Source organism: Micromonospora sp. CPCC 206171, assembly GCF_036906755.1.
GTDB classification, from domain to species: domain Bacteria; phylum Actinomycetota; class Actinomycetes; order Mycobacteriales; family Micromonosporaceae; genus Micromonospora; species Micromonospora purpureochromogenes.
In genome coordinates this window covers 142,115-155,882 of sequence record NZ_JBAKHT010000002.1, presented here as the reverse complement: position 1 = coordinate 155,882, position 13,768 = coordinate 142,115, and the positions used below count along the sequence as shown (strand labels likewise).

Here is a 13,768-nt window from a genome sequence, read left to right as displayed (position 1 = left end):
ACTCCCGGTTGGCGGGACAGCCGGGAAGCCGGCGGGGCGTTAGCGTGTGCGCCATGTGCGGGAGGTACGCCACGACCCGGAGCGCCGGTGACCTGAGCGCCCTGTTCGAGTCGTACGACGACACCGACGGCCGGCTCGGGCCCGACCACAACGTCGCACCGACCGACCCGGTGCCGGTCGTGCGGATGGACGCCGAGGCCGGGCGGGTGCTGTCGGCCGGGCGCTGGGGCCTGGTGCCGCACTGGTCCCGCTCGGCGGCCGGCGCCGCCCGCATGATCAACGCCCGGGTAGAGACGGTCGCCACCAGCCGCGCGTACGCCGACCCGTTCGCCCGCCGGCGCTGCCTGGTCCCCGCCGACGGCTGGTACGAGTGGGTGCGCCGCCCGGCCGGCGGCAAGCAGCCCTACTACATGACCCCCCGCGACGGCTCGGTGCTGGCGTTCGCCGGCATCTGGTCGCGCTGGGAGTCGCTGCTCACCTTCAGCGTGCTCACCACCGCGGCGGTGGGGGAGTTGGCCGAGGTGCACGACCGGATGCCACTGCTGCTGCCCGCCGACCGCTGGGCGGCCTGGCTCGGGCCGGCCGACGACCCGGCCGCGCTGCTCGCCCCGCCGCCGGTCGACTGGCTCGCCGGTCTGGAGATCCGCCCGGTGGGTCCGGCGGTGGGCGACGTGCGCAACGACGGGCCGGGGTTGATCGAGCGGGTGCCGCTGCCCGAGGAGCGGGTCGAGGGGGAAATGACGCTTTTCTGAACGCGATTCGCGACATTGTCGCGTACGAATTGCCAGAGTTCCGGGCGAAATTTCGCTCGGATCTTCAGTCATCTTTGTGCACAGCCTCTTGTCTCCGCGTCCACCGGTGCGATAGAACACAGCGCCGGCACTGGGAGCGTCTTCGCGCGGTGCGAACGATGCCCGTCGATCTTGCCGGTCCCACGGGGGAGGTGGGTGTGATGACCCGGGCGCGTATGCCCCGACCGCACGAGGTGGCCGCCGCACGACGAGATCCGCGACTGTTGCGGGCGTTGCGCGAACGCCGCCAGGACGAGGCCTGGCGGACCAGAGGGACCTGCCAGAGCGTCGATCCGGAAACGTTCTTTCCGGCGCCGAACGAACCGGCCGACGCCGCCGTCGCGCTCTGCCGCAGTTGTGACGTGCAGGGCTCGTGCCTGGCCTGGGCGCTGGAGGTCGGCGACTGCCACGGTGTCTGGGGTGGCACCACGCCGCGCGAGCGGCGGGCCATGCTGGTCGCCTGGCGCAGCGAGGTGCAGCCGGATCCGGACGCCGCGGACGACGCCGGCCCGCCGGTGCGCGACCGCCTGCTCACGCTGGTGCCGCTGAGCTGAGCCGGCACCCGCCCCGCCATGGCACCGTTCGTCGCCTGAGCCGCCGGGTCGCCCACCGTCGGGCGTCCCGGCCGGCCTGGTCGCCGTGTCCGGCGGCCGGGCGGCGCAGAATGGGCCGGTGCCGCACCGCGACGAGATCGAGACTCCACGGGGCCCGGCCCGGGTCGAGACCGACCTGCCGGCCGGCCCGCCGGTCGCCCTGCTCGTGCTCGGGCACGGGGCGGGGGGCGACGTGGACGCCCCCGACCTGCTCGCGGTCCGGGATGCGGCCGTCGGCGCGGGGGTGGTGGTGGCGCGGGTGACCCAGCCGTACCGGGTGGCCGGGCGGCGGGCGCCGGCACCGGCCGGGCACCTCGACGAGGCGTGGACGGCAGTGGTCGCCGGGCTGCGTACCCGGCACCCGGACGTGCCGCTGCTGGTCGGCGGGCGGTCCAGCGGCGCCCGGGTGGCCTGCCGTACGGCGGCGGCCGTGGGTGCGGCCGGGGTGGTCGCGCTGGCCTTCCCGCTGCACCCGCCGGGCCGGCCGGAGCGGTCCCGCGCGGCCGAGCTGCTGACCGGGCTGCCCACCCTGGTGGTCAACGGCGACCGCGATCCCTTCGGCGTGCCCGACCCCGACGCCTCGGTCCGCGTGGTTGTCCGCCCCGGTGAGCGTCATGACCTGCGCAAGGACCCGGCGGCCGTGGCCACGGCCGTGCTCGCCTGGCTCCGCGAGCGGGGCTGGGCGCTGCCCTGAGCCGCGGCGGGTAGCCGGCCTTCGCCCGTCACTGTCGGTGATCTGCCGGGGGTGGGACGCGACCACGAGCGTGATACCTCAGAGGTATCAAAATGTCTCTGAGGTATCAGGCTGATGAGGTTGTCTTCCGCCAGGGCCGTCCGATCGGCGGCCACCCCGCTGGCCCGGACCGGCCGGCGGCCCGCCCGCTGACCGATGAGCAGCGCGCCCGGCTCGCCGCGTGGCCGGCGTGATCCGCCACCCCCGGCCAGCGTGACCGGCGCGGCGCAGGGTCGTTGCAACGGATGGTGCCGGCCGCCCGATCCGGGCGACGGCACCGTCCTCCCAGGCCCTTCCTGGTCCCAGCGTCGGTCTCCGCCGAGGCCGGGACCAGGAACGGGGGCGGCGGCGGAATGTCCGGACCCCGACCGGGCGTTACCACCACCGGAGCGACACATCTGGCGAGGGGGGGTGACCGGTGCCGACCGAGACACGGAGCCGGGAACGGGACGAACGGGAAGCGCGGCAGCTCCGGCAGTTGCTGGGCGGACCGGACTGGCCCGCGACGGTGGGCGGCACGGCGGTGGTGAGAGCGGGCACACCCGGCGGAACCGAATCTGCCGGCAGGTCCGTACGCGTATCCTCGGCGGGGAAGCATCCGACGCGAGGGGATGTGCGGTTGACCACCGAGAAGACGGACGAGCGTAGGGCCCGCTTCGAGCGGGACGCGATGCCCTTCGTCGACCAGCTCTACGCTGCCGGGTTGCGGATGACACGCAACCCCGCGGATGCCGAGGACCTGGTCCAGGAGACATACCTGAAGGCGTACGCCGCCTTCCACCAGTTCGAGCAGGGCACGAACCTGAAGGCCTGGCTCTACCGGATCCTGACCAACACCTACATCAACTCCTACCGCAAGCGGCAGCGCCAGCCCATCCAGGCGCCCACCGACGAGATCACCGACTGGCAGCTCGCCGAGGCCGAGTCGCACACCTCCAGCGGTCTGCGGTCGGCCGAGACCGAGGCGCTGGACCGGCTGCCGGACAGCGACGTCAAGGAGGCCCTCCAGCAACTGCCGGAGGAGTTCCGCCTGGCGGTCTACCTGACCGACGTCGAGGGGTTCTCCTACAAGGAGGTCGCCGACATCATGGGCACGCCGATCGGCACCGTGATGTCCCGGTTGCACCGGGGTCGACGTAATCTGCGGAAGCTGCTCGAGCGCTACGCCGCGGAGCGCGGTTTCAGCTCCGCGCAGTCCTCGAAGGGCTCGACCGCCGCTGCCGGCCGGGAGGTGTGACGTGAGCTGTGGAGAGCCGCACGAGACGGACTGCCGTGAGGTGCTCGCGGAGGTCTACCTCTACCTCGACCTGGAGTGCGGGGAGGAACGGCGCACGCTGATCCGCCACCACCTCGACGAGTGCGGGCCCTGCCTGCGCGAGTACGGCATCGAGCAGGAGGTGAAGGCGCTCGTCGCCCGCTGCTGCGGCAACGAGATCGCCCCCGACCAGCTGCGCGAGCGGCTGCGGATCCGCCTGACCGAGCTGGTGGTCTTCGAGGCGCCCGAGTCGCGCGAACTGGCCGACTGAACGTACGCGGAACACGAGGGTGGCCCGGGACGATCCGACCCGGCCCACCGGTCTGTCCGGCCCCGCCTGCGCCGGCGGTGCTGATCGCGACGGCGGCTGCCCGCCGGGCGGGATCAGGAGTTGGGGCGCTTGCCGTGGTTCGCGCCGCTCTTCTTACGGGCCTTCTTCTTGCGGGCCTTCTTCGCCATGGTGAACCTCCTCGTGATGGTCGGATCCCTGCTGCGGCGACCCTCGGCGCCGGTGCACGCACCGGTCCTCCCGGCGCCGGGTCCGACCCGCTGATGCTAGTGCGGCCGGTACCCGCCATCGTCCGCCGGGGCGGGGAGAGCGCGCGGCGTTTCCGGTCGTGGACGTGGCGCCGGCCGCTCCCCGCCCATCACGTGCCGCCGCATGATTGGATACGTCGGCAGGCAATCGCGAGAGGGAGGGCCGGGAGATGGCCGAGGAGATCCGTGCCGAGATGGTGGCCAACGTCTGGAAGGTCGTCGCGTCGGCCGGGGACACCGTGTCCGAGGGGGACACGCTCGTGATCCTGGAGTCGATGAAGATGGAGATCCCCGTCGTCGCCGAGTCCGACGGCGTGGTCAAGCAGCTCGCCGTCAACGAGGGCGACGTCGTGCAGGACGGTGACCTGATCGCGGTGATCGATTGACCGGCCCGCTGGTCCGCCCGGCGACCTCGGCCGACTTCGCCGCCGTCGCCCGGCTGACGGTGGCCGCGTACGAGGCGGACGGGCAGCTCAAGGGCGAACACGGGTACGCCGAGGTGCTCGCCGACGTGACGCACCGGGCGACCCACGGCGAGGTGCTCGTGGCCGTGGACGAGGCGACCGGCGAGGTGCTCGGCTCGGTGACCTTCGTGCTGTCCGGCAGCCCGTACGCGGAGCTGTCCGGTCCCGGCGAGGCGGAGTTCCGGATGCTCGCCGTGGACCCGGCGGCCCAGGGTCGGGGTGCCGGGGCGGCGCTGGCCCGGGCCTGCGTCGACCGGGCCGCCGCGCTGGGCTGCACGGCGGTGGTGATCTGCGTACGCGGTGGGTTCGCCGCGCCGGCGCACCGGCTCTACGAGCGGATGGGCTTCGTCCGGCTGCGCGAGAAGGACTGGTCGCCGGTGCCCGGGGTGGACCTGCTCGGCCTGCGGCTGGAGCTGACCGGTCAGTCCTGAGCCGCGTCGGGCTCCGGCTCACCGATCCCGGCGAGCAGCTCGTCGGCGACCTCCAGCGCGATCTTCTTGCGCTCCTGGTCGGTGATGTGCGGGGTGCGCACCGCGAACCAGCTGCTGTGCACCGCGAAGAGGGTCAGGGCCGCGCGCAGCTGCGCGGCGGGTGACTTGTCGCCCTGACACAGCTGGTCGGCGAGGCCCAGCATCCGCTCGCGCATCTGCATCCCGGCGGAGAGGCTCTTCAGCACGGTCTGGTTCTGCTCGAAGAACCGCATCACCGAGGGCTGCTCGCTGGCGAACATCATGTCGGCGTACCTGTTCAGCAGCGCCCGCCGGGTGGCCCGGGTGGGCGGCTGCGACCGAGCCCACGCGATCAGCTCGTCGATCCGCCGTACCCGGTCCTCGACCAGGCTGTTGACGATCTCGTCCTTGCTCTTGAAGTGGTAGTACAGCGCCGCCTTGGTGACGTTGAGCCGCTCGGCGATCTCGCGCAGCGAGGTCCGCTCGTACCCCTGCTCGGTGAAGAGCTCCAGCGCGACGGCCTGGATACGCTCACGCGTGCCGCCTGTGCTCTCCCTCACCTGCACCACCCAACTCGCTTGACGGTCTCTCGCTGTCCAACTTACCGTGCGGCTAGTAAGGTAACTAGCCGGGCGGCAAGTAAGTGCGTCACTTCTCCGGGGGAGCTTACCCATGAGTCAGGAAAGCCAGACGGCGGCGAGACCCAACGTCAGGGTCGTGCTGTTCGGCCTGATGATCGCGATGATGCTCGCGATGCTCGACAACATGATCGTCAGCACCGCGCTGCCGCGGATCGTCGGCGAGTTCGGCGGCGTCGACCACTTCACCTGGGTCGTCACCGCGTACGTCCTGGGCACGACGGTCTCCACCCCGATCTGGGGCAAGCTCGGCGACCTGTACGGGCGCAAGGCGGTCTTCCTGACCTCGGTGGTCGTCTTCCTGGTCGGCTCGGCGCTCTGCGGGATGGCCGGCTCGGACCTGCTCGGCGGCCCCGGCGACGGCATGGTCGAGCTGATCGCGTTCCGTGCGGTGCAGGGCCTGGGCGCGGGTGGCCTGATGGTCGGCGTGATGGCGATCATCGGTGACCTGGTGCCACCCCGCGAGCGCGGCCGCTACCAGGGCATGATCGCCGGCATCATGGCCATCGCCATGGTGGCCGGTCCGCTGGTCGGCGGTTTCATCACCGACAACCTCTCCTGGCGCTGGGCGTTCTACGTCAACCTGCCGCTGGGTGGGGTCGCGCTGCTGGTGCTGGCCACCACCATGCACCTGCCGAAGTACCGGACCGAGCACAAGATCGACTGGCTCGGCGCCGCCCTGCTCTCGGTCGGCATCACCGCGATCGTCCTGGTCACCACCTGGGGTGGCAACGAGTACGACTGGGTCTCCCCGCAGATCCTCGGCCTGGCGGTGCTCGCCGTGGTGGCGCTGGCCGCCTTCGGCCTCGTCGAGCGCCGGGTTCCCGAGCCGATCCTGCCGCTGGGGCTCTTCGCCAACCGCAACTTCGCGCTGATCTCGCTGGTCGGCTTCCTGCTCGGCTTCGCGATGTTCGGCGCGATGAACTTCCTGCCGCTCTACCAGCAGACCGTGCAGGGCGCCTCGGCCACCAACAGCGGCCTGCTGCTGCTCCCGCTGATGTTCGGGATGCTGGTGGTCTCGCTGGTGGTCGGCCGGGCGATCACCAAGACCGGCCGGTACCGGATGTTCCCGATCGTCGGCGGCGTGGTGATGACCGCCGGCATGCTGCTGCTCAGCCGCCTCGACGTGGACACCGGCAAGGCCGAGTCCTCGCTCTACATGGTCGTGCTCGGCGTCGGCATGGGCTTCCTGATGCAGACCTCGATGCTGATCGCGCAGAACAGCGTCGAGCAGAAGGACCTCGGCGCGGCCAGCGGCGCGGCCACCTTCTTCCGCTCCATCGGCGGCTCGTTCGGCATCTCCCTCTTCGGCGCCATCTTCGCCAACCGGCTCGCCGACTCGGCTGCCGGCAGCGCGTTCAGCGGCGGCACCGGCGAGGGTCGGGGGATGGACCTGGAGAAGCTCAAGGACCTGCCGGCCCAGGCGCGCGAGCTGGTGCTCGGTGGCCTCTCCGGCGCGATCTCCCACGTGTTCCTGTGGGCGGTGCTCTTCACCGTCGTGGTGCCGGTGCTCGCCTGGTTCATCAAGGAGGTCCCGCTGCGCTCGTCCAACGACGCCCCGCCGGCGGCGACCCCCGAGGAGCAGGCCGAGACCGCCCTCGGCAAGGCCCCGGTGGCCTGACCCCCGCTCCGTCGCGGCCGCGTCGTCCCCGTCCCGGGGTACGACGCGGCCGCGCCGCTTTTCCGGCCTCAGTCGGCCAACCGCGAGCGGGGATGGCGGTCAGTCGGACGGGTCAGGGGCGGCGGAGGGCGCGGGCCAGGCGGGCGCGGAGGCGGGCCAGCAACCCCGGGCGGCGCGCCGGTGGCGCCGCTGCGGCGGCGACGAGCCGGTCGGCGAGCGCGAGGGTCGCCTCGTCCAGAGCCGGGGTGGCCAGCGCCAGGTGGGCCAGCGAGGTGGCGATCGGCACGGGCCGGTCCCGGGCCACGTCCGCCGCGTCCGCGAGCCGCTCGGCGACGATCCCGGCCACGTCGGGGCGGACCGCGGGGTCGACCCAGGCGGCGGTGACCAGGGCGAACAGTGCCGCCTCGGTGATCCAGTCCTCGACACCCCAGACCAGCTCGACGAGCACCCGGCGCCGCGTCGAGTCCGCCCACGGCTCGTCGGTGCGGTGGTGCAGCAGGCCGAGGCAGGCCCAGACCTGCACGCACCGCACCCAGAGCGACGGGTCCTGCCCGGTCAGCACCCGCCCCAGCGCGGTCGCGGGCGCCTCGGGCGGATGCACCAGCAGCCCCAGCAGGTCGCCCAGCTCCAGAGTGGCCAGCCCCACCGCGGCGTCGTACGCGGCCGGCGGGTGGGGCCAGGCGGGATGCGCCAGGTTGCGGACCCGGTCCGCCGCGTCGGCGGAGGGGACCGGCAGGGTGGGCGCGGCGATGCTGCCGTCGTAGCGCCAGAGCTGACAGGTGGTGGCCCGGCGGGGCTCCCGCGGGTCCGGGTCGGCCACGCCGGTGACCTCGACGTCGAGGCCCGGCACGGCCGCCGCCACGGTACGCATCGCGCTCGGCGGCTCGACGGTGGCCAGCCGTACCGAGGGACCGGGCGTGCCGTCGGCGGCCAGGGCGCGGCGGAGCGCGTCGACCAACGCCCCGGCCGCCGGGGTGACCTGCCCGAGCCAGGGCCGGCCCCGGCAGCACTCGGCCAGGTCGCCGTGCTCGTGGCTGTCGTCGGGATGGTCGCGGACGAAGTCGGCGAGGGCGACCAGGTGCGCCACGTCCCCGTCGCGCAGGTAGCGCAGCCGGTGTGCGGTGTGCACGGCACAGTCGAACGTCGGGTCGCGGGCCAGCGCCCGGTCGATCCACTCCAGCGCCGCGTCCAGGCGGCCGGTGTCGGCCAGGGTGCCGGCGATGTCCGCGTACACGGCGAGGTCGTCGGGGTCGTGGTCAACGGCCCGTTCCAGGGCGGCCAGGGCGTCGCGGGTCCGGCCCGCGCTGCGGTACGCGTATCCGAGCCAGACCTCGCCGAGTTTGGTCGGCTCGGCGCGTACCCCCCGGCTGGCCCAGGTGACGGCGAGGGCGACCTCGCCGAGGCGCCGGGCCAGCGCGGACGCCGCGCCCAGCAGCAGCGCGTGGCGCGGATGCGCGGCCACCGCGTTGCGGGCGAGGGTGAGGTACGGCAGCAGCGGCGGCCGGCCGGCCCGGGGCACCGGGTCGGGCACGGCGGCGCAGACCTGCATCAGGATCCGGGCGGCGCGTTCCGGGTCGAGTCGGCGCGCCAGCTCGGGGGCGATCACCCAGGGCACGCCGGCCCAGTCGACCCCGGGTGCGTGTCCGGTGGCGGCGACCAGCAGGTCGAGCCCCTCGGCCGGGCGCCCGGCCGCGGCGAGCAGGTGGGCGCGGGCCACCACCGCGCCGACGAAGACCCGCTGGCCGAGCGGGAAGAGCTCCAGGTCGCCGCCGGAGGCCGCCGCGATGCGGGCCAGCGTCTCGTGCACCTCGGGCAGGGTCGGGGCCTGGACGATGGCAGCGGCGAGGTGGCCGGCGGCGTGCGGCAGGTCGCCCTCGTCGAGCGCCAGCCGGGCGAGCGCGAGCTCCTCCGCGGCGGACAGCACGGGTTCGTCAGGTCCCTCCGACACGTCGGCCTCTCGCTCGCAGTTCCAGGGCTGGGCAAGCCTAGGGGATGACACGCCGATCTGGTGATCCACTGCGCATTGCTGCTCGTACGATTGCTCAGACGCGAACAATGGTGCAAGACTGAGCACGAAACGCGCGGCAATCGCGCAGTGGGAGGAGCTTCCGTGACGCGTCCAGGGGCCGGGATGGCCGCCGACATCGACGAGCAGCCGGCCGGTTACGCCCGGTTGCTCACCGCCGAGCACGCCGGGGCGATCGCCCGCGTCGCGGCGGTGATCGCGCAGCGGCGGCCCCGGCACGTGGTCTTCACCGCCCGGGGCACCTCCGACCACGCCGCGCTCTACGGGGCGTACCTGACCGAGATCCGGCTCGGTCTGCCGGCCGGACTGGCCTCGCCGAGCGTCGTCACCCTCTACGGGGCGCGCCCGGATCTCTCCGACGCCCTGGTCGTCGGGGTCAGCCAGAGCGGCGGGTCGCCCGACCTCACCGAGGTGCTGCGCGCCGCCCGCGACGCCGGGGCGCTCACCCTGGCGGTCACCAACGCGCCCGGCTCGCCGCTGGCCGAGACCGCCGAACTCTCCGTCGACATCGCCGCCGGGCACGAGCGGGCGGTCGCCGCCACCAAGACGTACACCGCCGAGCTGCTGGCCCTGCTGATGCTGGTCGAGGGCGTCCGGGCCGGCGACGGGGTGCTCCCGGCCGACGAGCGGGCCGCGCTGGACGCCCTGCCCGGGCTGGCCGAGCGCACCCTGACCGACCCCACCCCGGCCCAGCTCGCGCCCCGCTACCGCTTCGCCGGCCAGCTCGTCACCACCGGCCGGGGGTACGCGTACCCGACCGCCCGGGAGGCCGCGCTGAAGCTGATGGAGACCTCCTACCTGCCCGCGCTCGCCTTCTCCGGCGCCGACCTGCTGCACGGCCCGCTGGCGATGACCGACCCGGACGTGCCGGTGCTGGCCGTGGTCGGCTCCGGCCCCGGCGGCCGGTCGATGGAGGAGGTGCTGCCCCGGCTCGGCGAGCGCCGCGCCGACGTGGTGGTGGTCGGCTCCGCCGAGGTCGAGGGGGCCACCCGGATGGCCGTGCCCGAGGTCGACGAGCGGTACGCCCCGCTGCTGGACATCCTGCCCCTGCAACGGCTGGCACTGTCGCTGGCGCTGGCCCGGGGCGAGGACCCGGACGCCCCGCGCGGGCTGAAGAAGGTCACCGCGACGAGGTGAGGCCCGGCGTGGCACGCTGTGTCTCGTGTCCACGCTGCGCGACCTCGCCGAGGAGCACACCCAGCTCCGGCCGGCTGACATCGACCACCTGCACCGGATCGCGGGGGACTGGCAGCTGCTGTCCGACCTCTCCTTCGCCGACCTGCTGCTGTGGGTGCCGGTGGACGGCGACGGGACGTTCCTCTGCGTCGCCCAGGTCCGCCCGACGACCGCCCCCACCGCGTACCTCGACGACCAGGTGGGGCGGATCGTCGGCGGGCCGGAGGTGGCGCACCTGGAGGTCGCCTACCGGCAGGGCCGGATCTGGCGGGAGGGCGACCCGGTCTGGTACGGCGACGTGCCCGCCCGGCACGAGGCGATCCCGGTCCGGCTGCGCGCCGCCGACGGCGAGTCCGGTGAGGTGGTCGCCGTGGTGGGCCGGGACACCAACCTCTCCACGGCCCGTACGCCCAGCCAGCTGGAGCTGAACTACCTCACCACCGCCGACGACCTGGCCCAGATGACCGCCGACGGCACCTTCCCGCCGCCCCGGCACCCGGGCGAGACCACCTCGGCGCCCCGGGTCGGCGACGGCCTGGTCCGGCTGGACGCCAACGGCAAGGTCACCTACGCCAGCCCGAACGCGCAGTCGGCGTACCGACGGCTGGGCTACGCCTCCCACCTGGTGGGGGAGGACCTGGCCAAGCTGCACCGGCGGCTGGCCAGCGACCCGCTGGAGGGGACCGACGCGGCCAACGGCGTGCTGGCCGCGCTGCGCGGCGAGGCCCCGCCCCGGCGGGAGATCGACGCCCGGGGCGCCACCATGCTCACCCGGTCGCTGCCGCTGATGCCGGCCGGCGTGCCGATCGGCGCGCTGGTGCTGGTCCGCGACATCACCGAGGTACGCCGCCGCGACCGGGCGCTGATCACCAAGGACGCCACCATCCGGGAGATCCACCACCGGGTGAAGAACAACCTGCAGACCGTCGCCGCGCTGCTGCGCCTCCAGGCCCGCCGGGTGTCCATGCCGGAGGCCCGGGTGGCGCTGGAGGAGTCGGTACGCCGGGTCGCCTCGATCGCCCTCGTGCACGAGACGCTCTCCATGTCCAGCGACGAGGCCGTCGAGTTCGACGGGATCGTCGACCGGGTGGCCAGCGCGGCGACCGAGGTCGCGGCGACCGAGGTGAGCGTCGGCATGCGTCGCAAGGGCAGCTTCGGTGTCCTGCCCGCCGAGATCGCCACCTCGCTGGTGATGGTCCTCAACGAGCTGCTGCTCAACGCCGTCGAGCACGGCTTCCCGCCGGCCGGCGAGGGCGGCGCCGCCGGCCCGGAGGGCGGCGAAGCGCCGCAGGTGGTGGTCACCGCGCACCGGTTCCGCAAGCAGTTGCACGTCTCGGTCGCCGACAACGGGCGTGGCCTGCCGGCCGAGTTCGACGCCGAGCGCGGTGGCCGGCTGGGCCTGCAGATCGTCCGGGCGCTCGTCACCGGGGAGCTGCGCGGCAGCATCGAGCTGCGCCCCGGCGCGGCCGGCGGCACCGAGGCCGTGCTGGTCGTGCCCCTGGCGCGCGGGGAGCGCGGCTAGCCGCGGGTGGTGAGCAGGGCGACGGTGACGCCGGGCCGCTGCCACACCTGACCGACGGTGAAGCCCGCCCGCAGCGCGTCGCCCTTGGCGCCGGGCACCGCCGCCACTGGATCGGGTCGCCGGCCGGCGACCACCAGCCACACCCGCCGCACCCCGGCCAGGCACTCGGCCGGCCGGGCGCACTCGGTGGCCCAGAGGTCCGCGCGCTGCCGCTGGTCGCGGACCACCAGCACGTCGCGCGGCCTGGCGTCCAGGTGGTACGCCAGCCCGAGGTCGAGGAAGAGCCAGCCGTCCCGGGGGTGGACGACGACCGCGTCGCCGGGCTGCTGGCCGGCCGCGACGACCCGCGCCGCACCCCGGTAGTCGACCGTCGCACTGCGCGGCCAGCCATGCGTCTGCCGCAGCGCCGCCTGATCGGGCAGGCCGAGCAGCCCGGCGAGCACCACGACCGCGAGCGCCCCCGACACCGACGCCCACGCCGCCGGCACCAACGCCCGAGCTGCCGGCACCAACGCCCGAGCTGCCGACGCCGACGCTGCCGGCGCCGGCGCCGCTGGGCCGGCGGCCGTGGCCCGGGCCGACGCATCCGGCCCGCGCTGCTCTGCCGGCGGGTCGGCCGTCGGCGCGCCGGCCAGCGCCGCGCCCGCGAGCACGCTCGCGAAGGGCACCGTGAAGACCAGGTACCGGGGCACCCAGAGGGCCACCACCAGCGCGCCGACGAAGACCAGCAGCACCGGCAGGAGCACGCAGAGGCCGGGCAGCAGCGCCCGGCGACCCATCAGGACCGCGCCGAGGGCGGCCAGCCCGACCAGCAGGCCGCCCACCACCGAACTCTGCGCTACCCCGCCGGGCAGCGCCGCCAGGTCGGCCAGCCGCGCCGGTTCGACCCAGTCGAGCTGGCGGGAGCGCTGCCCCCGGGCGGTGAGCAGCAGCGGGGTGAGCAGGGCGAGCGCCGGCAGCACGGCGAGCAGCCAGCGCACCGGCAACCGCCCGTCCCGATCGTCCGCCGGTGCGGGCGACGGGGCGAGGCCAGCCGCCGCGCGGCCGCGCCACCAGGCGACCAGCACCACCGCGGCGTGCGCGGCCAGCAGGGTGAGCGCCAGCAGGTGGGTCAGGCCGAGCGCGGCGACGGCGACCGCGTACCCGGCCCAGCGGGTCCACGAGGGCCGGCGCAGCGCCGCGACCAGCAGCAGGGTGGCCAGCACCGCGAAGAGGCTGGCCAACGCGTACGGGCGGGCCTCCTGGGCGTACCGGGAGGTGCCGGGAAGGACCGCGAAGAGCAGGCCGGCGAGCAGGCCGGCCCGCGTCCCCAGCAGCCACCTGCCGAGTACGGCGGTGAGCCCGGCCGCCCCGGCCATGGCCAGCGCCGAGGGCAGCCGCAGCGCCGTCGCCGAGTCCCCGAAGAGCCGCACCCAGCCGTGCATGAGCAGGTAGTACGGCCCGTTGGCGGCGTCCACGGTGCCGGTGAGCCGGAGCAGGTCGCCCAGCGGGCGGGTGGCGGCACTCCAGGTGGCCAGCTCGTCCCGCCAGGGCTGGGCGTGGCCGATGCCGTAGCGCCCGACGATCAGCGTGGCCAGCAGGGGCGGCACCCAGACGAGCCGCGCCCACCCCTCCACCGCATGCCGCTTTCCGGACATACTGCCCACGCGCCGAGCGTCCCACACCCCGCCGGGCCACGCTGCCACAGCGGCCCAGGCCGCCGCGCTGCCCATCCCCGAGCACGCGGCCAGAGCCGTACCGCTGTCCCGCACAGCTCGACCGGACGCCTGGTGCGGGCCTAAGAGTTTGGCCGGGCGCCTGGTGCTGGCGCTGGGAAGCGTGGCTGGATGCCTCGTGCGGGCCCTATCGAGCTGATGTCGTAGACGATTCACCAGTGCGGCGAACAGCCTGCCGCCGCTCTTTCTCCGCCCCCGTCCGGCCCCGCTCGCCGGTGCGATGACGTGACCGCAGGGGCCCGGCGGGC

Annotated in this window: 14 protein-coding genes; 10 read left to right on the top strand and 4 right to left on the bottom strand. The window is 74.3% G+C overall.

The features are described from left to right. Nucleotides 1-53 precede the first annotated feature (53 nt). From V6U89_RS03440 to rsrA, 5 genes are all read left to right on the top strand, one after another. Nucleotides 54-752, top strand: a complete 699-nt coding sequence (locus V6U89_RS03440) for an SOS response-associated peptidase (RefSeq protein ID WP_334569122.1) — start codon at nucleotides 54-56, stop codon at nucleotides 750-752. A 200-nt stretch (nucleotides 753-952) separates the two neighbouring features. Further along, nucleotides 953-1,345, top strand: coding sequence for a WhiB family transcriptional regulator (locus tag V6U89_RS03435; RefSeq protein ID WP_088979381.1), 393 nt, complete (start codon nucleotides 953-955; stop codon nucleotides 1,343-1,345). A gap of 118 nt (nucleotides 1,346-1,463) precedes the next feature. Further along, on the top strand, nucleotides 1,464-2,078 hold the full coding sequence (locus tag V6U89_RS03430; RefSeq protein ID WP_334569121.1) for an alpha/beta hydrolase family protein: 615 nt from the start codon (nucleotides 1,464-1,466) through the stop codon (nucleotides 2,076-2,078). 457 nt (nucleotides 2,079-2,535) lie between these two features. Next, nucleotides 2,536-3,354 carry a sigma-70 family RNA polymerase sigma factor gene (locus V6U89_RS03425; RefSeq protein ID WP_154942176.1) on the top strand — a complete coding sequence of 273 codons (819 nt, stop codon included), beginning with the start codon at nucleotides 2,536-2,538 and terminating at the stop codon, nucleotides 3,352-3,354. A gap of 1 nt (nucleotide 3,355) precedes the next feature. Next, on the top strand, nucleotides 3,356-3,643 hold the full coding sequence (rsrA, locus tag V6U89_RS03420) for a mycothiol system anti-sigma-R factor (protein WP_334569120.1): 288 nt from the start codon (nucleotides 3,356-3,358) through the stop codon (nucleotides 3,641-3,643). Nucleotides 3,644-3,756: 113 nt separating this feature from the next. Here the strand turns inward: rsrA and V6U89_RS30155 are convergent, their stop codons facing one another. Beyond that, nucleotides 3,757-3,831 carry a 50S ribosomal protein bL37 gene (locus tag V6U89_RS30155; RefSeq protein WP_369700219.1) on the bottom strand — a complete coding sequence of 25 codons (75 nt, stop codon included), beginning with the start codon at nucleotides 3,829-3,831 and terminating at the stop codon, nucleotides 3,757-3,759. A gap of 248 nt (nucleotides 3,832-4,079) precedes the next feature. Between V6U89_RS30155 and V6U89_RS03415 the strand changes: the two genes are divergently transcribed. After that, nucleotides 4,080-4,295: a biotin/lipoyl-binding carrier protein gene (locus V6U89_RS03415; RefSeq protein ID WP_088973021.1), complete on the top strand. Its 216-nt coding sequence runs from the start codon at nucleotides 4,080-4,082 to the stop codon at nucleotides 4,293-4,295. Then, the gene (locus V6U89_RS03410) at nucleotides 4,292-4,804 is read left to right on the top strand and encodes a GNAT family N-acetyltransferase (protein ID WP_334569119.1); all 513 of its coding nucleotides are present in this window, start codon (nucleotides 4,292-4,294) and stop codon (nucleotides 4,802-4,804) included. Before V6U89_RS03415 ends, V6U89_RS03410 begins: the two co-directional genes overlap by 4 nt. Here V6U89_RS03410 and V6U89_RS03405 read toward each other — a convergent pair. Further along, on the bottom strand, nucleotides 4,795-5,388 hold the full coding sequence (locus V6U89_RS03405) for a TetR/AcrR family transcriptional regulator (RefSeq protein ID WP_334569412.1): 594 nt from the start codon (nucleotides 5,386-5,388) through the stop codon (nucleotides 4,795-4,797). The genes V6U89_RS03410 and V6U89_RS03405 overlap by 10 nt on opposite strands. Nucleotides 5,389-5,494: 106 nt before the next feature. Between V6U89_RS03405 and V6U89_RS03400 the strand changes: the two genes are divergently transcribed. Beyond that, nucleotides 5,495-7,081, top strand: coding sequence for an MDR family MFS transporter (locus V6U89_RS03400; RefSeq protein WP_334569118.1), 1,587 nt, complete (start codon nucleotides 5,495-5,497; stop codon nucleotides 7,079-7,081). Between the two features lie 112 nt (nucleotides 7,082-7,193). Here V6U89_RS03400 and V6U89_RS03395 read toward each other — a convergent pair whose 3' ends face one another. Next, the gene (locus V6U89_RS03395) at nucleotides 7,194-9,029 is read right to left on the bottom strand and encodes a tetratricopeptide repeat protein (RefSeq protein ID WP_334569117.1); all 1,836 of its coding nucleotides are present in this window, start codon (nucleotides 9,027-9,029) and stop codon (nucleotides 7,194-7,196) included. A gap of 183 nt (nucleotides 9,030-9,212) precedes the next feature. Here V6U89_RS03395 and V6U89_RS03390 point away from each other — a divergent pair, with 183 nt between their 5' ends. Both V6U89_RS03390 and V6U89_RS03385 read left to right on the top strand, forming a co-directional pair. Then, on the top strand, nucleotides 9,213-10,244 hold the full coding sequence (locus V6U89_RS03390; protein ID WP_334569410.1) for an SIS domain-containing protein: 1,032 nt from the start codon (nucleotides 9,213-9,215) through the stop codon (nucleotides 10,242-10,244). Between the two features lie 25 nt (nucleotides 10,245-10,269). Further along, nucleotides 10,270-11,805 carry a histidine kinase N-terminal domain-containing protein gene (locus tag V6U89_RS03385; protein WP_334569116.1) on the top strand — a complete coding sequence of 512 codons (1,536 nt, stop codon included), beginning with the start codon at nucleotides 10,270-10,272 and terminating at the stop codon, nucleotides 11,803-11,805. On the opposite strand, the gene V6U89_RS03380 is transcribed toward V6U89_RS03385, so the two are convergent. Continuing rightward, nucleotides 11,802-13,442 carry a glycosyltransferase family 39 protein gene (locus tag V6U89_RS03380; RefSeq protein WP_334569408.1) on the bottom strand — a complete coding sequence of 547 codons (1,641 nt, stop codon included), beginning with the start codon at nucleotides 13,440-13,442 and terminating at the stop codon, nucleotides 11,802-11,804. The genes V6U89_RS03385 and V6U89_RS03380 overlap by 4 nt on opposite strands. Between the last annotated feature and the right edge of the window lie 326 nt (nucleotides 13,443-13,768).